13 protein-coding genes and 1 pseudogene are annotated in these 21,159 nt (G+C 74.9%); 8 read left to right on the top strand and 6 right to left on the bottom strand.

Annotation, left to right across the window (positions count from 1 at the left end; genetic code table 11):
* Positions 1–2 precede the first annotated feature (2 nt).
* Positions 3–4,910 carry a hypothetical protein gene (locus ACFY0O_RS28420; RefSeq protein ID WP_388951707.1) on the top strand — a complete coding sequence of 1,636 codons (4,908 nt, stop codon included), beginning with the start codon at positions 3–5 and terminating at the stop codon, positions 4,908–4,910.
* Positions 4,911–4,954: 44 nt separating this feature from the next.
* Here ACFY0O_RS28420 and ACFY0O_RS28415 read toward each other — a convergent pair.
* Positions 4,955–5,290: pseudogene (locus tag ACFY0O_RS28415) on the bottom strand (hypothetical protein); the annotation flags it as partial.
* 354 nt (positions 5,291–5,644) lie between these two features.
* Between ACFY0O_RS28415 and ACFY0O_RS28410 the strand changes: the two are divergent.
* Genes ACFY0O_RS28410 through ACFY0O_RS28395 form a run of 4 tightly spaced genes read left to right on the top strand, consistent with a single transcriptional unit; the run spans position 5,645 to position 10,085 of the window.
* Positions 5,645–8,581, top strand: a complete 2,937-nt coding sequence (locus tag ACFY0O_RS28410; protein WP_388951704.1) for a nitrate- and nitrite sensing domain-containing protein — start codon at positions 5,645–5,647, stop codon at positions 8,579–8,581.
* A complete protein-coding gene (locus tag ACFY0O_RS28405; RefSeq protein WP_358894441.1) occupies positions 8,578–9,015 on the top strand; it encodes a roadblock/LC7 domain-containing protein in 438 nt (145 codons plus the stop codon). The genes ACFY0O_RS28410 and ACFY0O_RS28405 overlap by 4 nt, the downstream gene beginning before the upstream one ends.
* A 10-nt stretch (positions 9,016–9,025) precedes the next feature.
* Positions 9,026–9,478 (top strand): DUF742 domain-containing protein, encoded by a 453-nt coding sequence (locus ACFY0O_RS28400; protein WP_358894440.1) that lies wholly within the window; start codon positions 9,026–9,028, stop codon positions 9,476–9,478.
* Positions 9,459–10,085 carry an ATP/GTP-binding protein gene (locus ACFY0O_RS28395; protein ID WP_388951702.1) on the top strand — a complete coding sequence of 209 codons (627 nt, stop codon included), beginning with the start codon at positions 9,459–9,461 and terminating at the stop codon, positions 10,083–10,085. The genes ACFY0O_RS28400 and ACFY0O_RS28395 overlap by 20 nt, the downstream gene beginning before the upstream one ends.
* A gap of 195 nt (positions 10,086–10,280) precedes the next feature.
* Here ACFY0O_RS28395 and ACFY0O_RS28390 read toward each other — a convergent pair whose 3' ends face one another.
* Positions 10,281–11,471, bottom strand: coding sequence for a lipid-transfer protein (locus ACFY0O_RS28390; protein WP_388951699.1), 1,191 nt, complete (start codon positions 11,469–11,471; stop codon positions 10,281–10,283).
* Positions 11,468–11,917, bottom strand: coding sequence for a Zn-ribbon domain-containing OB-fold protein (locus tag ACFY0O_RS28385; protein ID WP_388951697.1), 450 nt, complete (start codon positions 11,915–11,917; stop codon positions 11,468–11,470). Before ACFY0O_RS28385 ends, ACFY0O_RS28390 begins: the two co-directional genes overlap by 4 nt.
* A gap of 120 nt (positions 11,918–12,037) precedes the next feature.
* Here ACFY0O_RS28385 and ACFY0O_RS28380 point away from each other — a divergent pair, with 120 nt between their 5' ends.
* Positions 12,038–12,547 carry an NUDIX domain-containing protein gene (locus tag ACFY0O_RS28380; protein ID WP_388951694.1) on the top strand — a complete coding sequence of 170 codons (510 nt, stop codon included), beginning with the start codon at positions 12,038–12,040 and terminating at the stop codon, positions 12,545–12,547.
* A 154-nt stretch (positions 12,548–12,701) separates the two neighbouring features.
* Here the strand turns inward: ACFY0O_RS28380 and ACFY0O_RS28375 are convergent, their stop codons facing one another.
* Positions 12,702–15,050 (bottom strand): glycoside hydrolase family 31 protein, encoded by a 2,349-nt coding sequence (locus ACFY0O_RS28375; RefSeq protein WP_388951691.1) that lies wholly within the window; start codon positions 15,048–15,050, stop codon positions 12,702–12,704.
* A 242-nt stretch (positions 15,051–15,292) separates the two neighbouring features.
* On the opposite strand from ACFY0O_RS28375, the gene ACFY0O_RS28370 reads away from it, so the two are divergent.
* Positions 15,293–17,269, top strand: a complete 1,977-nt coding sequence (locus ACFY0O_RS28370) for an acetoacetate--CoA ligase (RefSeq protein ID WP_388951689.1) — start codon at positions 15,293–15,295, stop codon at positions 17,267–17,269.
* Between the two features lie 70 nt (positions 17,270–17,339).
* The gene (locus ACFY0O_RS28365; RefSeq protein ID WP_388951687.1) at positions 17,340–18,254 is read left to right on the top strand and encodes a hypothetical protein; all 915 of its coding nucleotides are present in this window, start codon (positions 17,340–17,342) and stop codon (positions 18,252–18,254) included.
* 141 nt (positions 18,255–18,395) lie between these two features.
* On the opposite strand, the gene ptsP is transcribed toward ACFY0O_RS28365, so the two are convergent.
* Together ptsP and ACFY0O_RS28355 are read right to left on the bottom strand one after the other, a co-directional pair.
* The gene (ptsP, locus tag ACFY0O_RS28360) at positions 18,396–20,066 is read right to left on the bottom strand and encodes a phosphoenolpyruvate--protein phosphotransferase (RefSeq protein ID WP_388951684.1); all 1,671 of its coding nucleotides are present in this window, start codon (positions 20,064–20,066) and stop codon (positions 18,396–18,398) included.
* 86 nt (positions 20,067–20,152) lie between these two features.
* On the bottom strand, positions 20,153–20,602 hold the full coding sequence (locus ACFY0O_RS28355) for a PTS glucose transporter subunit IIA (RefSeq protein ID WP_388951681.1): 450 nt from the start codon (positions 20,600–20,602) through the stop codon (positions 20,153–20,155).
* Positions 20,603–21,159: the final 557 nt, after the last annotated feature.

Below are 21,159 nucleotides of genomic sequence, written 5' to 3'. Positions count from 1 at the left end.
CCATGTACGAGCTGTCCCGGATCCGCCTCTACTCCATCGGGCCCGCCGGCGCACGCTACGCCGACACCGTGCTCGACCTGCGCGGAGTCGGCGAGCCGGTACCCCACCCGGCGCCCACCCAGGCGGAGTTCTTCGAGGACGAGCCCACCGGCCCGCCCCGCCGCCCGGCGCCGGCCGGCGTGCTCTTCCTGGAGAACGGCGGCGGCAAGTCCGTCCTCCTCAAGCTGATCTTCTCGGTCATGCTCCCCGGCCACCGCAACACCCTCGGCGGCGCCAGCTCCGGCGTGCTCCGCAAGTTCCTGCTCGCCGACGACTGCGGCCACGTCGCCCTGGAGTGGCAGCACACCCAGACCGGCGAGTGCGTCGTCGTCGGCAAGGTCAGCGAATGGCGCGGCCGCCAGGTCTCCAACGACCCCCGCAAGTTCGCCGAGGCCTGGTACTCCTTCCGCCCCGGCCCGGGCCTGAGCCTGGACAACCTCCCCGTCGCCGAGGCGACTTCCGTGCGCCCGCCCGTCGAAGGCGCCTCCGGCGCCCAGGGCCGCCGCCGCACCATGAAGGGCTTCCGCGACGCGATCACCGAGGCCGGCAAGGCCTACCCGCACCTGGAGGTGTCCTGGGAGGAGATCCACGACCGCTGGAACGAGCACCTCACCGAACTCGGCCTCGACCCCGAACTCTTCCGCTACCAGCGCGAGATGAACGCCGACGAGGGCGAGGCCGCCGGCCTCTTCGCGGTCAAGAAGGACTCCGACTTCACCGACCTCCTGCTGCGCGCCGTCACCGACACCCGTGACACCGACGGCCTCGCCGACCTGGTCCACGGCTTCGGCAACAAACTCGGCCGCCGCGCCGAGCTGATGGCCGAACGCGACTTCACCGCCGGCTCCGTCGACCTGCTCACCCGCATCGTGGAAGCCGCCGAGACCCGCGCCCGGCTGCGCGACGTCCACGCCGGCGCCGAACGCCGCACCCGCACCCTCGCCCGCCGCCTCTCCGCCCGCGCCACCGAGGAACGCGCCCGCGCCGCCGAACTCGCCCAGCAGGTCACCGGCGCCGCCCACGCCGTCACCGCCGCCGAGGAGCAGCGCGCCCGCAGCGCCGCCGTCTCCGCCGAACTCGCCTACCGGCACGCCTCGCTGGCGCTGACCGTCGCCGACAAGGCCGCCGCCGCCCAGCGCCGTGAACTCCTCGAAGCCCGCACCCTGCACTCCGCCTGGCAGGCCGCCGAGACCGTCCTGCGCCACCGTGCCGCCGCCGACCGCTCCGCCCGCGTCGCCGCCGCCATCCGCGAGGCCGAACGGGACGCCGCCCCGGCCCTCGCCGCCCGCGCCACCGCCGCGGCCGAACTCGTACGGGCCCTGCACACCGCCGCCGAACAGGGCGAACGCGCCGCCAACGAGGAGGAGGAGCGTTCCGCCGAACTCCAGGCCCTCGGCGAGACCGCCCACCGCGACGCCACCGCCGCCGCCACCGCCGCCCAGCGCGCCCGCAGCGAGGCCGAACACCTGCGCGCCCGCCTCGCCGAGGTCGAGCAGGAGACCGCCGAGGCCGTCCGCGCCGGCTGGCTCGACGACAGCGCCCCCGACGCCGACCCGGCCCGCGCCGCGCTGGCCGCCAGCGACGCCGAGAAGACCGCCGTGGCCGCCTGGGACGAGTCCCGCGAGGCCGCCCGCGCCGCAGCCGAAGCCGCCCGCGAGGCCGCCGGCGCCGAGTCCCGCGCCGAGCTCACCGCCGCCCGCGCCGCCGACGCCGCCGACGCGGCCGAGGCCGCCCACGCCGCCGAACGCCGCGCCGCGGAGTCCCTGGCCGCCTCGCCCCGCCTGGCGGAGCTGCTCGGCCTGCCGTCGGTCCCCGAGACCTTCCTGCCGCACCCGCGCGAGGGCGGGGCCGCGGGATCCGGATCCGCCCCCGCGGGGCCCGGCACCCCGGCCGCGAGCCGGCACGCAGCCGTCCCGGCCGGCCCCGGCGCGGCCGCGCCGGCCCCGGCGGGCGACGGCACCGGCTCCGGCGGCGCCACCGCCCCGGCCGACGGCGGGCCGGGCGTCCCCGGCTCCGCCGCGGCCGCGCACGGCGGGACGCAGGGCACGGCCGCGCAGGCCGTCGGCGGCCCCGGCGCAACCGCCACCCGGCCCGGACACCCCGGGGGAGCGCACGCGGGCGCGCCGGGCGCGGCCCAGGGAACCACCACCGCCGGAGCCCTCACCGCCGAGGACCTCGACCGCAACGCCGACACCCTCCGCGAGCTGCTGGCCGACACCGTCGGCGCGGCCGAACGCCAGCTGTTCGACCTGCGCACCGCCGCCGCCGACGACTCCCGCATCCTCGGCGCCCTCGGCGACGGCGGACTGCTCCCGCCCGGCCCCGACGTCCTCGCCACCGTCGAGTACCTCGGCGAACACGGCATCCCGGCCCTGCCCGGCTGGCGCTACCTCGCCCAGGCCGTGGCCCCCGCCGACCACGCCGCCGTCCTCGCCGCCCGCCCCGAACTGGTCGACGGCGTCATCATCACCGACCCCGACACCCACGGCCGGGCCCGTGAGGTCCTCTCCGGCGCCGCCCTGCTGCCCCGCTCCACCGTCGCCGTCGGCACCGCCGCCGCCCTGCTCGCCCCGGCCGCGCCCGTGGACGCCGATTCCGCGGTCTCCGGTGTCTTCATCGTCTCCCCGAACCCGGCCATGCACGACGAGCACGCCGCCGACGAGGAACGCCAGGCCCTGCGCGCCCGCGCCACCGCCCGCGACACCGAGATCCGCGAACTCGCCGCCCGCCTCGCCGGCGACCGTGAACTCGCCGCCCGCCTCACCTCCTGGCGCACCGGCTGCCCGCCCGGCCGCCTCACGGAACTCGCGGAACACGCCGCCGCGGCCCGGGCCTTCGCCGAGGAGGCCGACGCCGAACTCGCCGAGGCCCGTACCGTACGCGCCGAGGCCGACGAAGCCGCCGCCGACGCCGCCCGGGTCCGGGACGAGCGCCAGGAGACCGCCCAGCGCGCCCGCCGCGCCGCCGACGCCCTCGCCGGCCTCGCCCACCGCCTGCGCGAGCGCTCCGGCTGGCAGGCCAAGGTCCGCGAACTCGCCGACGAGGCCGCCGAGTCCGAGGCCCGCGCCGAGGCCTGCCTGGACCGGGCCCGCGCCGCCGACGAGGACCGCCGCGCCGCCCAGCGCGCCGCCGACGACGCCCGCCGCACCGCCCGCGCCCTGCGCGCCGAACGCGCCGAGATCGCCGGAGCCCCCGACCAGCTCCCCGAGGACGACGGCCCCCGCGCCCCCCTGCCCGATCTCCGCGAGGCCTACCGGGCCGCCTCCCAGCTGTACGAGAAGGTCGGCGTCGGCGCCGACCTGCGCGCCGAACAGGCCCGTGCCGAGAGCGACGAGAGCGCCGCCCTCGCCGAACTCGACCGGCTCACCAACAAGGTCCGCACCCGCGCCGCCCAGCTCCTGGAGGGCACCGACGGCGCCGACGGCCCCTCCCGGCAGGCCGCCGCGGCCCGCGCCGAGGCCCTCGTGCAGATGCTGGAGTCCCGTGCCTCCGCCGCGAGCGAGCAGCTCGGCCGGCTGCGCGGCGAGGCCGAACGGCACGCCCCCGCCGACGGCGAGGCGCACACCGAGCTGCCCGAGGAGCTCGTCCCGGCCGACGTGGACCAGGCCCAGGGCCTGCTGCGCACCGCCACCGCCCAGCTCGCCGCGCACTCCGCCGCCGTGGAGAGCGCCCGCGCCGCCCACGCCGACCTGCTGCGCGCCCACCGCACCGCCGAGGACGGCGCCGGCGGCTTCGACGAGACCGCCGCCCTGCTGCGGGACCTGCTGCGCGACCACACCCACCCGGAGGACGAACAGGAGCCGGCCCCCCACCAGGGCACCCTGGAGGAGGCCCGCCGGTCCGCCACCGACACCCGCCGCTCCCTGCGCGCCTGCGCCGCCGAGCTCTCCGCCGCCGAGGCCGCCGTGCGCGAGGCGAGCGACGTCCTGGTCCGGCACGCCAACGCCAACCGCTACGAGCAGGTGCGCACCCCCGCCCGCCAGCAGATCCGCGAACTGCCCGCCTCCGCGCTCCCCGAGCACGCCGCGGCCTGGGCGGCCGCGTTCGCCCCGCGGCTGCGGGTCCTGACCGACGAGCTCGCCCAGCTGGAACGCAACCGCGACAGCATCGTCGACCGGCTGCGCGGCCTCGTGGAGTCGGCCCTGGCCACCCTCCGCTCCGCCCAGCGGCTGTCCCAGCTCCCGGAGGGCCTCGGGGAGTGGTCGGGCCAGGAGTTCCTCCGGATCCGGTTCGAGGAACCCGACCAGGCCACCCTCACCGAACGCCTGGGCGAGGTCATCGACGAGGCCACCCGCACGGCCGTCAAGAAGAACGCCGCCTTCGGCGAAGGTCGCCGCGACGGCATGTCCCTCCTCCTGCGGGGCGTCCAGGCCGCGCTCGAACCCAAGGGCATCGCGGTCGAGATCCTCAAGCCGGACGCGGTCCTGCGGGCCGAGCGGGTGCCGGTCGGTCAGATGGGCGACGTCTTCTCCGGCGGCCAGCTGCTCACCGCGGCCATCGCCCTGTACTGCACGATGGCCGCCCTGCGCAGCAACGACCGCGGCCGCGACAAGCACCGCCACGCGGGCACGCTGTTCCTCGACAACCCGATCGGGCGCGCCAACGCCACGTACCTGCTGGAGCTCCAGCGGGCGGTCTCGGACGCCCTGGGCGTCCAGCTCCTCTACACCACGGGCCTCTTCGACACCACGGCCCTGGCGGAGTTCCCCCTGGTCATCCGGCTGCGCAACGACGCGGACCTGAGGGCGGGCCTGAAGTACATCAGCGTGGAGGAACACCTGCGCCCGGGCCTCCCGCAGCCGTCCCAGGAAGCGGAAACCATCCACGGCGAAATCACCGCAACCCGAATGTTCCGCCGCACCGCCTCCTGACGCGCCGCCCGCGCGGCTCGACCGCGCGGGCCCCCTCAACCCCCCCGAGCGGCGCTACTCGGCTCCGAAACCACCCCATACCGCTGGTTCCACATCTGCCGCGTGATCCACACGTCCAGCACCGCCCACGTGGCCACCACCGTCCCCGCTATCCCCCCGAGCACCATCGGCAGCGCCAGCCACGACCCCGTCAGCACCAGGAAGAACGTGACCGACGCCTCCGTCAGCGTCACCGCCACGATCAGCACCGCCCGCACCGCCGACGCCCGCACCGGATCCGGCAGGCGCCGCCGCCGGGCCGGCTCCTCCACCCAGAGCCCCCGCCGGAAGGCCGGCGGCGCCTGGCGGCCGCCCTCGTCCGCGTCCTCGTACACCCTCATGCTCCGCTCCACTCACCCCCCGGACCCAACGACCGCCGCCCGCCCGGAGGTTCCCGGAGATTCCCGCATCCCGGACGCATCCGCACCCCCGCCCGGTTGCGGAGCAAAGAGTTCCAGCCATCCATCCCTAGAGGGGCACTGACACCCCACCAAGTGGCATCTGCCACATATCGGGCCGGACGTGACCGGAAGTATCGGACAACTGGTGATCTTCGTCCAGAGGCCAGGCCGAAAACGTCCGGACATGCCTTCGAGCCCGCCGCGCGGCAGTAGTAGGCTCACGCCGTTTGAACGACGGAACACGGAACACCGACCCCGCGCAACGGGGTTGAGCTGGGGGAGGCTGGGGAGGCCATGCGCTTTCGCGGGAAGTCGATCCGCCGGAAGATCGTGGCGTTGCTGCTGGTGCCGCTCGTCTCCCTGACCGCGCTCTGGGGCTTCGCCACGGTCATCACCGGCCGCGAAGCAGTGCAGTTGCTCGACGTCGCGTACGTCATCGGCAAGGTCGGCTACCCCATCGAGGACGTCGTCCGCGTCATCCAGAAGGAGCGCCGCCAGACCCTCGTCGTCCTCGGCGACCCCCGCGCCGTCGCGGCCACCGCAGAGCTCGCCAAGAGCCGCGCCGCCACCGACGAGATGGTCCGCAAGATCACCGCGAACGCCACCGACCGCGAGGTCGTCGACGAGCTCAGCCCCACCGCCCGGGAGCGCCTGAGCTCCATCCTCGACGCCTTCCACGGCATCGCCTCGCTGCGCCGCTCCGTGGACGCGAGCGACCTCGACCCCACCACGGCCCTCGACCTCTACAGCCGCCTGGTCGACCCCTGCTACGACTTCCTCATGAACCTCCACGCCCTGGAGAACGTGGAGATGGACAAGCAGGGCCGGGCCCTCGTCGGCATCACCCGCGCCCGCGAGACCCTCTCCCGCGAGGACGCGGTCATCGCCTCCACCCTCGCCGCGGGCAACGTCGCCACCAGTGACGTCCGCCGCGTCTCCGCCTTCGCCGCCAACCGCGCCCTGCTGTACGACTTCAACCTCGCGATCCTGCCGGCCGACGACCGCAAGCTGTTCGAGCAGTACTGGAACGGCCCCGAGAGCAAGGCGCTGCGCGACACGGAGGAACGGTTCATCAGCGCGGGCGCCGTCAAGAACCCGCGCACCGTCACCGCCGCGCAGTGGGACGAGGCCTCCCGCAAGGTCCTCGACGACCTCGCCACCATGGGCACCGCCGCCGGCGACCGCTACCAGAAGCGCGTCGCACCCGTCGCGCGGAGCGTCGTCGTCCAGGCCGCCCTCGCCGGCGTCCTCGGCTTCCTGGCCCTCGCCTTCTCCCTCTTCCTCTCCGTGCGCGTCGGCCGCGACCTGATCCGCGACCTCTCCCAGCTCCGCAAGGACGCCACCGAGGCCTCCGGCGTCCGCCTGCCCAGCGTGATGCGCCGCCTCGCCGCCGGCGAGAGCCTGGACATCGAGACCGAGGCGCCCCGCCTGGAGTTCGAGAAGGACGAGGTCGGACAGGTCGCCCTCGCCCTCAACAGCCTCCAGCGCGCCGCCGTCGAAGCCGCCGTCAAGCAGGCGGAGCTCCGCCGCGGCGTCTCCGAGGTCTTCGTCAACCTGGCCCGCCGCAACCAGGTGCTGCTCCACCGCCAGCTGACCCTGCTCGACACCATGGAACGGCGCACCGAGGACACCGAGGAGCTCGCCGACCTGTTCCGCCTCGACCACATGACCACCCGCATGCGCCGGCACGCCGAGGGCCTGGTGATCCTCTCCGGCGCCGCCCCCTCCCGCCAGTGGCGCAAGCCCGTCCAGCTGATGGACGTCGTCCGGGCCGCCGTCGCCGAGGTCGAGGACTACGAGCGCATCGAGGTCCGCCGCCTGCCGCGCATCGGCATCGAGGGCCCGGCCGTCGCCGACGTCACCCACCTGGTCGCCGAACTGCTGGAGAACGCCACGGTGTTCAGCCCGCCGCACACGGCCGTCCAGGTCCACGGCGAACGCGTCGCCAACGGCTTCACCCTGGAGATCCACGACCGCGGCCTCGGCATGAACCCCGAAGCCCTCCTCGACGCGAACCTCCGGCTCGCCGAGACCCCCGAGTTCGAGCTCTCCGACACCGACCGCCTCGGGCTGTTCGTGGTCAGCCGCCTGGCCCGCCGCCACGCCATCAAGGTGGCCCTCCAGCCCAGCCCGTACGGGGGCACCACCGCGGTGGTCTTCCTCCCGGCCGACCTCCTCACCGACGCCCCCGACACCAACGGCACCGGCATCCGCCTCGACGCCGTGCGGGCCGCGAAGGGCCCCGCGGCGGTCAAGGGCGTCAAGACCGCCCCCGGCGCCCGGGGCTCCGGCCGGACCGTGGCCTCCGCCCTCGACCGTGCCTCGGCCCGCCCGCTGGCCGCCGGCGCGCGGGGCGGCCCGGTCGAGCTGGAGGGCCCGCTGGGCCTCCTCGGCCTGGAGGGGCCGGACGGTCTCGACGCGGTCGACGACCTGGACGACACCATCACCGGCATCGCCGGGGTCGGCGGCCGCCCGCCCATGGCCACCCTCGACGACGAGACCCCGCCCGGCGGCACCCCGCGCAGCTCCCTGCTGGGCCTGGGTTCGGCCGGCCGCCCCGACGGCGACCGGCGCGGCGGCGACTTCGGCACCTGGAAGGGCGACCGGATCGGCGACGGCGGCACCGATCGCCTCCGCGACTGGGGGCGCTCCCGCGACACCACCCCGGACTCCGGCCCCGGCCGGACGGCCCGCACCCGTGCCGCCGCCGACCGCTCCCGCGGCGCCGACCGCGAGCCCCAGGCGCCCACCGGCCCGGTCCGCGCCGAGCGCCCGCACCTGGACGCCGTCCGCCCCGACGCCCCCCGCTCCGGTGCGGTCCCGCTGCCCCGCCGCCGCCAGACCCCGACCCTGGTCGCCGAGCACGGCCGCCGCGTGGACCCCCGCCCGGCCGCCGCCCCGGTCCCGGACCGGGCGCCGACCGGCCCCGAGGCCGCCCGGACGGCGGACGGCCCCGGCGGGCTGCCCCGCCGGGTCCGCCAGGCGAACCTCGCACCCCAGCTGAAGAACGCTCCGGCCCCCGCCGAACCCGAAGCCCCCGCGTCGCCGACCGACCGCGACGCCGAAGACGTACGCGCCCGCATGTCCGCCCTCCAGCGCGGCTGGACGGCGGGGCGCAGGGAGTACGCAGCACAGCAACCCCAGCAGCAGGCACCGCAGCAGTCCGAGACCGGGGGCGGCACCCACGCCGCCACCGGTCCCGCGCACGAGAACGAAGGGGACGGTCGATGACCGCACCGCAGAACGGACACGACAGCAGGGGCCGCGGCCCCGGCCCGCTCAACTGGCTCCTGGACGAACTCGTCGACAAGGTCGCCAGCATCCGCAAGGCGGTGGTCCTCTCCGGCGACGGCCTGCCCACGGGCAGCTCCAAGGACCTGACCCGCGAGGACAGCGAACACCTGGCGGCCGTCGCCTCCGGCTTCCACAGCCTCGCCAAGGGCGTCGGCCGGCACTTCGACTCCGGCCGGGTCCGCCAGACCGTCGTCGAGCTCGACGAGGCCTTCCTGTTCGTGATGGCCGCCGGCGACGGCAGCTGCCTGGCCGTGCTCTCCGACTCCGACTCCGACGTCGGCCAGGTCGCCTACGAGATGACCCTCATGGTCAAGCGCGTCGGCGACCACCTGGCGACCGCCCCGCGCACCGGGCTGCCAGCCGGAGGGTGAGTCGGACCGTATGAGCGATCCAGGCCACGACCACCTCCCGGACTCCCCGGCCCCCGACGGGACCCCCGGCGCGGCGCACGGGGGCGGCCACCCGCACTGGTTCGACGACGAGGCGGGGCCCGTCGTACGCCCGTACGCGATGACCCGCGGCCGGACCAGCCACGCCGCCCAGCACCGCCTCGACCTGATCGCCCTGGTCGTCGCCGAACCGGCGGCCGACGATCCGGTCTGGGACCTGACCCTCTCCCCGGAACACGCCCACATCCTCGGGCTGTGCCGGGAACGCCCCCAGTCCGTAGCCGAGCTCGCCGCGGACCTGGACCTCGCCATCGGCGTCGTCCGGGTCCTGATCGGCGACCTCGTGGACGACTCCCTGGTCCACGTGACCCGGCCGGTCCCACCGGCCGAACTGCCTGACGAATCCATTCTGCGCGAGGTGATCGATGGCCTTCGGGCGCTCTAGCCGCACCGGTGCGATGCATGCCGTGTCGCCGGTCGAACCCCTGACCTTGAAGATCCTGGTCGCGGGAGGCTTCGGGGTGGGCAAGACCACCATGGTGAGTGCGGTGAGCGAGATCCGTCCGCTGCGCACGGAGGAGACGCTCTCCGAGCCGGGCGCCGACATCGACGACACCGGGGGAGTGGAGCAGAAGAGCACCACGACCGTGGCCATGGACTTCGGCCGCATCACCCTCCGCGAGGACCTGGTGCTCTACCTCTTCGGTACCCCCGGGCAGGACCGCTTCTGGTTCCTGTGGGACGAGCTGTCGCAGGGGTCGCTCGGTGCCGTCGTGCTCGCCGACACCCGCCGGCTCGCCGACTGCTTCGCCGCCGTCGACTACTTCGAGCGGCGCGGCCTGCCCTTCGTCGTGGCGGTCAACTGCTTCGACGGGGCCGACCGCCACCCCGTGGTGACCATCCGCGAGGCCCTCGACCTCGACACGGAGGTGCCGGTGCTCCTCTGCGACGCCCGCGACCGCGAATCGGTCAAGGACGTGCTGGTGGGGGTCGTGGAACACGCCATGTCGCTGGCCCGGGCCCGCCGGGCCGGCCTGACGGCCGGAGCCTGACCGGACGGAGCGCATGGAGGCGGCCCGCACCCCCGCCGACTGGGGTACGGGCCGCGGTTCTCATGGGGGGCTGCGGGGGTCCCGGCGCGGGACCGTGGGGAGAGTGTGAACCCGCCGCCGGGGAGCGTCAAGCACCCCGGCGGCGGTACTTCTCCCGGCCCGCCCCGACCCCTGGTGAGAGGCACCCGGCACTTCTCAGCGGACCGCCACGACGGCCGAGCCGTGCCCGAACAGCCCCTGGTTCGCGGTGATCCCCACCCGCGCCCCCGGTACCTGCCGGGCCCCCGCCGTCCCGCGCAGCTGCCAGGTCAGCTCGCACACCTGGGCGATGGCCTGAGCCGGCACCGCCTCCCCGAACGAGGCCAGCCCGCCGCTCGCGTTGACGGGCACCCGCCCGCCGAGCGCGGTCGCCCCCTCCCGCAGCAGCTTGGCCCCCTCGCCCTCACCGCACAGGCCGATGTCCTCGTACCACTCCAGCTCCAGCGCGGTCGACAGGTCGTACACCTCGGCCAGCGACAGGTCCTGCGGCCCCACCCCCGCCTCCTCGTACGCCGCCCGGGCGATCGAGGCCCGGAAGGAGCCCGCCGCCGGCGCCACCGCCACCACCGAGTCGGTCGCGATGTCCGGCAGGTCCAGCACGGTACGCGGATACGTGGGCGTCACGGTCGACACCGCCCGGATCCGCACCGGGTCGGCCACCCCGCGCGCCCGCGCGAACCCCATGCTCGCCAGCACCAGCGCCGCGCCCCCGTCGGAGGTCGCGCAGATGTCCAGCAGCCGCAGCGGATCGGCGACCACGGCGGAGGCCGCCACCTCCTCGGCCGTCACCGCCTTGCGGTAGCGGGCGTTCGGATTGAGCGCCCCGGCCGCCGAGTTCTTCACCTTGACCTGCGCGAAGTCCTCGCCGGTGTCCCCGTACAGGGCGATGCGGCGGCGCGCGTACAGCCCGAAGTACGCCGGATTGGTCGCCCCCAGCACCCGGAACCGCAGCCAGTCGGGATCGTCCGGCCGCTCACCCCCGGCCGGGGCGAAGAACCCCTTCGGCGCGGCGTCCGCACCCACCACCAGCACCACGTCGGCCAGCCCGGCCAGGATCTGCGCCCGGGCCGCCCCGATGGCCTGGGCCCCGGAGGCGCAGGCCGCGTACACGCTGGTCACCCGGGCGCCCTGCCAGCCGAGCGCCCGCGCGAAGGTGGCCCCGGCGACGTAGCCCGGGTAGCCGCCGCGCACCGTGTCGGCGCCGACCACGGACCGCACGTCGGTCCACTCCAGCCCGGCGTCGGCGAGCGCGGAGGCCGCGGCGGCCCGCCCGTACTCCACGAAGCTGCGCCCCCACTTCCCCCAGGGGTGCATACCGGCCCCCAGCACGGCCACGTCCCCGCTCACCGCGCCCCCTCCACCGGCCGGAACCGCCAGGTCGTCCAGGTGGTCCCGGCGTCCTCGTGCAGCACCCCGCCGACCACCTCCACCTCCATGCCGACCGCCAGAGCGGCCGGCGTCACCCCGGGCGCGGCCTGCCCGAGCACGACCATCCCCTCGGCCTCCAGCTCCACCGCGACCAGGGTGTACGGCTCCCACGGCACGTCCGGATCGGACACGTACGGGGCGGGCGGCCGGTAGCGCCCGTCGGTGTAGGACCAGACCCGGCCGCGCGCTGACAGCGGCACCTCCACGAGCGAACCGCCGCCGGGGCAGCGGGGATTGCGGCAGTACGCGTCCTCGCGCGGGAAGAACACCGCCGCGCAGGCGGAACACCGCGTTCCGAGCAGCCGGAACCCGTCCGGCCCGTCGGCGAACCATCCGCTCACCACGGGTGTACGTGTGCGTGCCAAGACCCCTCCCACAGCCGGTACCTGACGATCCGTCAGAAGTCTGCCACGCCGAACGCCGGGCGCACAGCGGGAAGGGATGCCAACCGGCGCCCCCGAAGGCCCTTGGCATACGATCGCCGCATGCCGGCACACCTGAGGGACTCGCACTGCTCCACCTGCGGAGCCCCGTTCGCCACCACCGACTGGCCCCGCACCTGCCCCGCCTGCGGCGCCGTCACCTACCGAAACCCCCTTCCGGTGGCCGTGGCCCTGCTCCCCGTGGAGGACGCCTCCGGCACCGGCCTGGTGGTCATCACCCGCACGATCGAACCGGCCAAGGGCGGCGTGGCCCTCCCCGGCGGATTCGTCGACTTCGGCGAGGACTGGCGCGAGGCGGTGGTCCGCGAACTCCGCGAGGAAACCGGCATCGAGGCCCCGGCCGCCGACGTGACCCTCGCCGACGCCCTCAGTTCCCCCCACGGCCACCTCCTCCTCTTCGGCCTCCTCCCGCCCCGCCCGACCACCGCCCTCCCGCCCTCCCACCCCACCGACGAGACGACGGGCTGGCACACCCTCCACACCCCGACGGAACTGGCCTTCCCCCTCCACACCCAGGCCGCCAACGCCTGGTTCGCAGGCCACTACACCTAAAAAACCCCGCACCCCGGCCCCGCCACCGGCCACCCCCGCCCCCCGGCCGCGACCCCGCACACCCCCGCCCGGCTCCCGAGGCCACCGCCACCCGGCGCCCCGCCCGGCCAGGGCAAGGGCAACCCGCCCGGCCAGGGCAACGGCACGCCCGCGCCTACACCCCCCGCACCTCCACCCCGCTCACCACACCCCCCGCCTCGTCCTCCACCACCACCGCCTCCCCGGCCCACCGCACGGTGTACCGCTCCACCTCGCCCGCCCCGAACCCCGCCCCCGGATCCCGGATCACCACCCCGCCCCCGGTCCGCCCCCGCGCCGGCGCCCACGCCTCCAGGCCCACCGACCCGTCCGCCCGCCGCACCGGCAGCACCGACCCCGCCCGCGCCAGCACGGGGGTGCGCCCCGGCGGGGCGTCCAGCAGCACCTGGGCCGGCCCCTCGTGCGCCGCCCCCGTCGCCGTGTCGTACCACCGCCCCCGCGGCAACCGCACCGCCCGCCGGTCCGCCCCGCACTCCAGCACCGGCGCCACCAGCAGCGCGTCCCCCAGCAGGAACGCGTCCTCGCAGTCCCGCAGCCGCCGGTCCTCCGGCGCCCCCCACCACAGCGGCCGCACGTACGGCGCCCCCGTCCGCCGCGCCAGGTGCGCCAGCGTCACGAAGTACGGCCGCAGCCGCTCCCGCTCCGCCAGCACCCGCGCCGCCCCCCGCTCCACCTCCGGCCCGAACTCCCACGGCTCCCGCCGCCCCGCCCAGAGCGCCGAATGCGTCCGGAACAACGGCAGGTACGCCCCCAGCTCCAGCCACCGCAGGTACAGCTCCGGCGACGGCGCCCCCCCGAATCCCCCCACGTCCGGCCCCGAGTACGGCACCCCGCACAGCCCCAGCCCCAGCACCAGCGCCAGCGACGCCCGCAGCCCCTCCCAGCTGCTCTCCACGTCACCCGACCAGGTCCCCCCGTACCGCTGCATCCCCGCCCACCCCGACCGGGAGAACAGGAACGGCCGCTCGTCCGGCCGCAGCCGCACCAGCCCCTCCCACCCCGCCCGCGCCATCGCCAGCGCGTACACGTTGTGCCCCTCCCGGTGGTCGCCCCCCGCCCCCTCCAGCACGTGCCGCGCCGACCGGGGCAGCGTGGCGTCCCCCCAGGGCGCGAACGACACCGGCTCGTTCATGTCGTGCCAGAACCCGGAGAACCCCTGCGCGAGCCGTTCCCCGTACAGCCGCCCCCACCACTCCCGCACCGCCGGATCCGTGAAGTCCGGATAGGCGCACTCACCCGGCCAGACCTCCCCCCGCACCTCCCGCCCCTTCCCGTCCCGCACGAACGCCCCGTGCGGCCCGACCTCCAGCCCCGCCGCGTGCACCGCGTCCCCCACCTTCACCGCCGGGTCCACGATCGACACCAGCCGCACCCCGGCCGCCCCCAGCTCCCCGGCCAGCCCCGGCAGGTCCGGGAAGGCCTCCCGGTCCACCGTGAACACCCGGTGCCCGTCGAAGTGGTCGATGTCCAGGTGTACGGCCGACAGCGGCAGCCCCCGCTCCGCGTACCCCGCCACCACCCGCCGCACCTCCGCCGCGCTCCCGAACCCCCACCGCGCGTGCTGGTACCCCAGCGCCCACTCCGGCGGCACCGCCGGCGCCCCCGTCAGCCCCGCCCACCCCTGCGCCACCCGCGCCGGAGTTCCCGGCAGCACCCAGCACCGGGCCGGCCCGCCCTCCAGCCGCAGCTCGCTCCACCCCGGCCGGTCCGCCCCCGACCCGGCCCCCTCCTCACCCTCGCGCAGCACCACCCGCCCGTCCCAGGTGTTGTCGTAGAACGCCAGGTGCGTCCCCGCGTCCGCGACCACCACCTGCACCGGCATCGTGATGTACAGCGGATCGGTGTCCGGCCCGAACCCGCCCTTCGGATCGGTGTTCCACAGCCGGTACTCCCCGTCCCGCAGCCGCGGCCCCCGCGCCCGCCCGCCCAGCCCGAAGAACCGCGCGTCCGCCGGCACCTCCGCCCGCTGGAGCCACCGCGAGCCGCCCCCGCCCGCCCCCTCCACCGGATCCCACCACCGCGGCGGCAGCTCCCGCCGCAGCACCGCCCCGCCCGGGGTCCGCACCTCCACCGCCCCGTGCCGCGACACCGCCACCGTCACCCGCTCCGAGACCACCCGCCAGCCGCCCCCGGTGTCCGGCTCCAGCACCGCCCGCGGATCGGGCCCGGGCCCCCCGCCCGGCACCGCGTACGAGGGCTCCGGCCCGGCCCCGTCCCAGCCCCAGAACACCACCCCGCCCAGCCCCACCCGCACCGTCAGCGCACTGCGCGCGAACCGCAGCACGCCCCCGCCCGGTCGGGGCTCCGTCCCCTCCAGCAGCCCCGGCACCCGCGCCCGCTCCACACCCCGCGGAGCCAGCCCCTCCGCGTCCGTCCGCCGGTGGCGCACCGCCGCGCGCCAGGCGCGCCGCCCGCGCGCCGTACCGATCTCCCGCACCGCACGCACCAGTTCACGACCGTCCATGGCGATCACCCTGCCACCGCCCCCCGCCCGAGCGGGCGGCGTTCAACTGCCGTTCACCCGGAACGGGCCGACAGGACGGCAACGGGGAACGGCGGGAATCGCCCCGGGGCACCCGGGAACGGCTCTGGTGCGGATGTCGATCACATGGCATCGTCCCAGTGGGCCGCCGCGCGCACACCGCCGCACCGGTGGCACCGTACGCACACGAAGCGCGAGCCACAGACTTGACCGGGAGCCGACCCATGACCTCTGCCACCCAGCCGGAACCCCTCTGGTCCCCGGGCCCCGACAGGATCGCCGCGGCCCGCGTCACCGCCTTCCAGGCCTGGGCCGCCGAACGCTTCGGCGCCCCCGCCGACGGCGGCTACCCCGCCCTGCACGCCTGGTCCGTCGACGAGCTCGACACCTTCTGGCAGGCCGTCGCCGAATGGTTCGACGTACGGTTCACCACCCCCTACGAGAGCGTCCTCGCCGACCGCTCCATGCCCGGCGCCCGCTGGTTCCCCGGCTCCACCCTCAACTACGCCGAGCACGCCCTGCGCGCCGCCGAGGACCCCGCCCGCGCCCAGGACCCGGCCCTCCTCCACGTGGACGAGACCCACGAACCCACCCCCGTCACCTGGGCCGAGCTCCGCCGCCAGGTCGGTTCCCTCGCCGCCGAGCTGCGCGCCCTCGGCGTCCGCCCCGGCGACCGGGTCAGCGGCTACCTCCCCAACATCCCCGAAGCCGTCGTGGCCCTCCTCGCCACCGCTGCCGTCGGCGGCGTGTGGACCTCCTGCGCCCCCGACTTCGGCGCCCGCAGCGTCCTCGACCGCTTCGAGCAGGTCGAACCCGTCGTGCTGTTCACCGTCGACGGCTACCGCTACGGCGGCAAGCGGCACGACCGCCGCGAGACCGTCGCCGAGCTGCGCGAAGGCCTCCCCTCGCTGCGCGCCGTCGTCCACATCCCGCTCCTGGGCACCCCCGCCCCCGAGGGCACCCGTGCCTGGTCGGAGCTGACCTCGGGCGACGTCGAACCCGTCTTCGAGCCCGTCCCCTTCGACCACCCGCTGTGGATCCTCTACTCCTCGGGAACCACGGGCGCGCCCAAGGCGATCGTCCAGTCCCAGGGCGGGATCCTCCTGGAACACCTCAAGCAGCTCGGCCTGCACTGCGACCTCGGGCCCGAGGACCGGTTCTTCTGGTACACCTCCACCGGCTGGATGATGTGGAACTTCCTCGTCTCCGGCCTGCTCACCGGCACCACCGTGGTCCTCTACGACGGCAGCCCCGGCTTCCCCGACACCGGCGCCCAGTGGCGCATCGCCGAACGCACCCGGGCCACCCTCTACGGCACCTCCGCCGCCTACGTCATGGCCTGCAAGAAGGCCGAGGTCCACCCGGGCCGCGACTTCGACCTCTCCGCCGTCAAGTGCGTCGCCACCACCGGCTCCCCGCTCCCGCCCGACGGCTTCCGCTGGCTCCACGACGAGGTCGCCGAGGACCTGTGGATCGCCTCCGTCAGCGGCGGCACCGACGTGTGCAGCTGCTTCGCCGGCGCCGTCCCCACCCTCCCCGTCCACATCGGCGAACTCCAGGCCGCCTGCCTCGGCACGGACCTCCAGTCCTGGGACCCGTCCGGCAAGCCGCTCACCGGCGAGGTCGGCGAGCTCGTCGTCACCGCCCCCATGCCCTCCATGCCGATCCACTTCTGGAACGACGCCGACGGCAGCCGCTACCGCGACAGCTACTTCGAGATGTTCCCCGGCGTCTGGCGCCACGGGGACTGGATCACGATCACCGACCGGGGCTCCGTCGTCATCCACGGCCGCTCCGACTCCACCCTCAACCGGCAGGGCGTCCGAATGGGCTCCGCCGATATCTACGAGGCCGTCGAACGCCTCCCCGAGATCAAGGAATCCCTGGTCATCGGCCTGGAGGAGCCGAACGGCGGCTACTGGATGCCGCTCTTCGTCCACCTCGCCCCCGGCGCCGTCCTCGACGAGGCCCTGCGGGGGAAGATCGCCGCCACCATCCGCGAACAGCTCTCCCCGCGCCACGTCCCCGACGAGGTCATCGAGGTCCCGGCCGTCCCGCACACCCTCACCGGCAAGCGCATCGAGGTCCCCGTCAAGCGCCTCCTCCAGGGCACCCCGCTCGCCAAGGCGGTCAACCCCGGCTCGGTCGACAACCCGGACCTGCTCGCCTTCTACGAGGAGCTCGGCCGCACCCGGAAGTGACTGTCAGTGGTCGTGACTACTCTGAGTGAGCAAGCCGTCGCGCCACCCGGCGCGCCACTCAGGGGGAACCATGAACACCACGCCCAAGCCGTCACGACCCACCTCCCGCCTCCGCCGTGAGCTGCGCCGCGAGGTCCCCAGCACCGTCGGCCTCCTCGCCGACGCCCGGGACTTCGCGGCCATGCGGAACTACCGCAGCTTCGCCTTCGACCACCACGACGAATACACCGACTACCTACGCCACGTCGACGCGCTCCTGCGCTCCCTCGCCGCCCAGGGCATCCACACCACCGTCGCCCTCTTCGACCCCGACGAGTACGCCGACTACTGCGCCGACCACGGCCTGGACCCCGACAGCGCCCCGACCCGCACCCGCTTCACCGCCGAACTCGCCTGCGGCCCCGCCCTGCCCTACACCGGGCAGCCCGTCGAGGAACTCGTACCCCTCCTCGTCGACGCCGCCGCCCGCCAGGCCACCTGGGAGTACGCCGGCGCGGTGCTCGCCGGGATCGGGGAGTGCGCGGACTGCGGCGAGGACATCGGCCGCGCCTCCTTCGAACGGGCCTCCACCCTGGTGCGCCGCCTCGTCGACGGCGCCGGCCCCGGCCACCACCACCTGGTCTGCAGCATCCCCACCGAGGAACAGCAGCTCATCGCCGTCCTGCACGCCGAGGCGCCCGACGAACCGGGCGCACCCCTGCGCGCCGAGGGCCGCGACCAGCTCGACTTCGTGACCGTCCTGGCCGCCGGCCTCGCCCTCGGCGGAGCCGGCGGACTGGTCCTGCGCAGCAGCACCGAGGGCTTCCACGACCGGGTCCACGGCTGGCGCCTGGACCACGGCCGCCTGCTGCCCCTGTCCGCCGCGGCCGTGTTCGACGCCTACTGCACCGACGCCGACACCGGCGAGCCCGTCGCCCCCGAACCGGGCGTCGAGTACTGCCCCGGCTACGAGGTCGACACCCCCGGCCCCCACGCCCGCCCCTAGGTCGTCTCTTTCGGATCTTGCCGGGCGGCGCGGGTCAGGCGAGATCCGGAAGAGACGGCCTAGCGCCCGCCCCGTCCCCGGAAACGGCCGAGGGGCCCCGCCCACGGCGAAGGCCCCTCGACCGGCACGACACGCGCCCGGCTACTCGCCCGACAGCACCGCCTGCGCGGCCACCCGCGCCTCCTCGGCGCTGTCCGCGGCCCGCGCGGCCGCCGCCGCGCGCTCGCACTGCGCGAGGGTGTGCTTGGCGAGCGTCGCCCGCACGTACGGGATCGAAGCGGCACCCATCGACAGGGAGGTGACCCCCAGACCGGTCAGCACACAGGCCAGCAGCGGATCCGACGCGGCCTCACCACAGACACCGCAGCTCTTGCCCTCCGCCTTGGCGGCCTCGGCCGACATGGCGATCAGGTCGAGCAGCGCCGGCTGCCACGGATCCTGCAGCCGCGACACCGCACCCACCTGACGGTCGGCGGCGAAGGCGTACTGCGCGAGGTCGTTCGTGCCCAGCGACAGGAACTCCACCTCCTGCAGGATCGAGCGCGCCCGCAGCGCGGCGGAGGGGATCTCCACCATCGCACCGAACTTCGCCACCAGACCGGCCTCGCGGCAGGCGTCCGCGAACGCCTTCGCGTCGATCCGGTCCGCCACCATCGGGGCCATCACCTCGAGGTAGACCGGCAGGCCCTCCGCCGCCTTCGCCAGCGCCGTGAGCTGCGTCCGCAGCACCTCCGGGTGGTCCAGCAGCGTCCGCAGACCCCGCACGCCCAGCGCCGGGTTCGGCTCGTCCCCCGGAGTCAGGAAGTCCAGCGGCTTGTCCGCGCCCGCGTCCAGCACGCGCACGACCACCCGGCCCTCGGGGAAGGCCTCGAGCACCTTGCGGTACGACTCGATCTGCTTCTCCTCGGACGGGGCCTTCTTGCTGTCGTCCAGGAACAGGAACTCGGTGCGGAAGAGGCCCACACCCTCGGCCCCGGCCTCCACCGCCGCCGGCACGTCCGCCGGCCCGCCCACGTTCGCCAGCAGCGGCACCTTGTGGCCGTCGGAGGTCGCGCCCGGACCGGAAGAGGCGGCCAGCGCCGCCTTCCGCTCGGCCGCGGCGGCCTCCAGCTCCGCCCGCTTCTCCGGGGTCGGCTCCACGAACAGGTCACCGGTGCTGCCGTCCACGGCGATGACCGTGCCCTCGGCGATTTCCCCGGCGCCCGGCAGCGCCACGATGGCCGGCACGCCCAGCGCCCGCGCCAGGATCGCGCTGTGACTGGTCGGCCCGCCCTCCTCGGTGACGAAGCCGAGCACCAGCGCCGGGTCCAGCAGCGCGGTGTCCGCGGGCGCCAGGTCCCGCGCGATCAGCACGTACGGCTCGTCACTGTCCGGCACACCCGGCATCGGCACGCCCAGCAGGCGCGCCACGATCCGGTTGCGCACGTCGTCCAGGTCGGCCACCCGGCCGGCCATGTACTCGCCCGCCCCCGCGAGCAGGTCGCGGTAGGAGGCGAACGCGTCGTACACGGCCCGCTCGGCCGTGCTGCCGACGACGATCCGCCGGTCCACGTCCGACATCAGCTCGGGGTCCGTGGCGATCATCGCCTGGGCCTCCAGGACGTGCTGGGCCTCGCCGCCGGCCAGCTCGCCGCGCGCCATCAGGTCGGCCGACACGGCTTCCACGGCCTGACGGGCGCGCCCCTGTTCGCGCTCCGCCTCGTCCGCGGAGATCTGCTTCGCCGGCGGCTCCAGGACGGCCGTACCCATGTGCCGCACCTCGCCGATCGCCACACCGTGGCTCACGCCGACGCCTCGCAGCGTTGTCTCCATTTCACCCGTCTCCGATTGAGCGGCAGCCGCAGCCGCCGCGGTGGATGTCCGGCCCGCCCGTGGGAGCAGGCGGACGCCTTGAGGTCCTACTGCCAGCTGAAGAGGGCGTCGTCGGTCTTGACGTCCCCGGACTCGACCACGTCGGCGAGGGAGTCGGCCGTCGCCTCCAGCGCCACGACGGGGCACACGGGGGACTTGCCGGCGGCCTCGACGGCGGCCGGGTCCCAGCGGATGACCTCCTGGCCGCGGACCACCGTGTCGCCCTTGTTCACGAGCAGCTCGAAGCCCTCGCCGTTGAGCTGGACGGTGTCGATCCCGAGGTGCGTCAGTACGCCGTGGCCCTCACGGTCGACCACGACGTACGCGTGCGGGTGCAGGGAGACGACCACACCGTCGACGGGGGACACCGCCGCGGAGGGCTCACGCACGGGATCGATGGCGGTGCCAGGGCCCACCATCGCGCCGGAGAACACCGGGTCGGGCACTGCCGCGAGTCCGATGGCGCGTCCGGCAAGTGGGGACGTCACGCTGGTCATGGGGGCCTCCCAGGGGGTGGGGCATCTTCGTGTGAAGGATATTGCACAGCTTGTACGGGTTCGCCCGATGTCGATCCCCGACCCGGGCTGACCCTTCGACACGGAGACTAGTGGACTAGACCGGTGGACTAGACCATACGCGTGAATGGATTTGCCTGCGCCCCACGGGGGCTGTACTGTCGTGACTCCCGCCGAGACGTGTTCCGTGAACATCTCGCGAACAGTCGATGGCCGGGACTCCTCCTCAAGCAGTGAAAATCTCGATCTCCACTCCTGGGATTCGGCGTGCCATTTCGGCGCGGCGAGCGGGTGGTCGGAGAGAAAGAAAAGCACTGATAGAGTCGGAACCGCCGGAAAGGGAAAGCGCGAAAGCGAAGGACCTGGAAAGCGAGCGAGAAAGACTCTGATAGAGTCTGAATCGCAAGAACGAAAGCCCGGAGGAAAGCCCCAGTCAGTGTTACTGAGGGTGAGTACAAAGGAAGCGTCCGTTCCTTGAGAACTCAACAGCGTGCCAAAAATCAACGCCAGAAGTTGATACCCCGTCCACTTCGGTGGAT

It is taken from the genome of Streptomyces sp. NPDC001594 (genome assembly GCF_042893675.1).
Lineage (GTDB): Bacteria > Actinomycetota > Actinomycetes > Streptomycetales > Streptomycetaceae > Streptomyces.
This window is presented reverse-complemented; position numbering and strand designations above follow the sequence as displayed.

What these genes read in the sequence shown, in the direction of transcription:
- ACFY0O_RS28420 (WP_388951707.1), top strand. Translation starts at nt 3, where the DNA reads ATGTACGAGCTGTCCCGGATCCGCCTCTACTCCATCGGGCCCGCCGGC.
- ACFY0O_RS28410 (WP_388951704.1), top strand. Translation starts at nt 5,645, where the DNA reads ATGCGCTTTCGCGGGAAGTCGATCCGCCGGAAGATCGTGGCGTTGCTG.
- ACFY0O_RS28405 (WP_358894441.1), top strand. Translation starts at nt 8,578, where the DNA reads ATGACCGCACCGCAGAACGGACACGACAGCAGGGGCCGCGGCCCCGGC.
- ACFY0O_RS28400 (WP_358894440.1), top strand. Translation starts at nt 9,026, where the DNA reads ATGAGCGATCCAGGCCACGACCACCTCCCGGACTCCCCGGCCCCCGAC.
- ACFY0O_RS28395 (WP_388951702.1), top strand. Translation starts at nt 9,459, where the DNA reads ATGGCCTTCGGGCGCTCTAGCCGCACCGGTGCGATGCATGCCGTGTCG.
- ACFY0O_RS28380 (WP_388951694.1), top strand. Translation starts at nt 12,038, where the DNA reads ATGCCGGCACACCTGAGGGACTCGCACTGCTCCACCTGCGGAGCCCCG.
- ACFY0O_RS28375 (WP_388951691.1), bottom strand. Translation starts at nt 15,050, where the DNA reads ATGGACGGTCGTGAACTGGTGCGTGCGGTGCGGGAGATCGGTACGGCG.
- ACFY0O_RS28370 (WP_388951689.1), top strand. Translation starts at nt 15,293, where the DNA reads ATGACCTCTGCCACCCAGCCGGAACCCCTCTGGTCCCCGGGCCCCGAC.
- ACFY0O_RS28365 (WP_388951687.1), top strand. Translation starts at nt 17,340, where the DNA reads ATGAACACCACGCCCAAGCCGTCACGACCCACCTCCCGCCTCCGCCGT.
- ptsP (WP_388951684.1), bottom strand. Translation starts at nt 20,066, where the DNA reads ATGGAGACAACGCTGCGAGGCGTCGGCGTGAGCCACGGTGTGGCGATC.
- ACFY0O_RS28355 (WP_388951681.1), bottom strand. Translation starts at nt 20,602, where the DNA reads ATGACCAGCGTGACGTCCCCACTTGCCGGACGCGCCATCGGACTCGCG.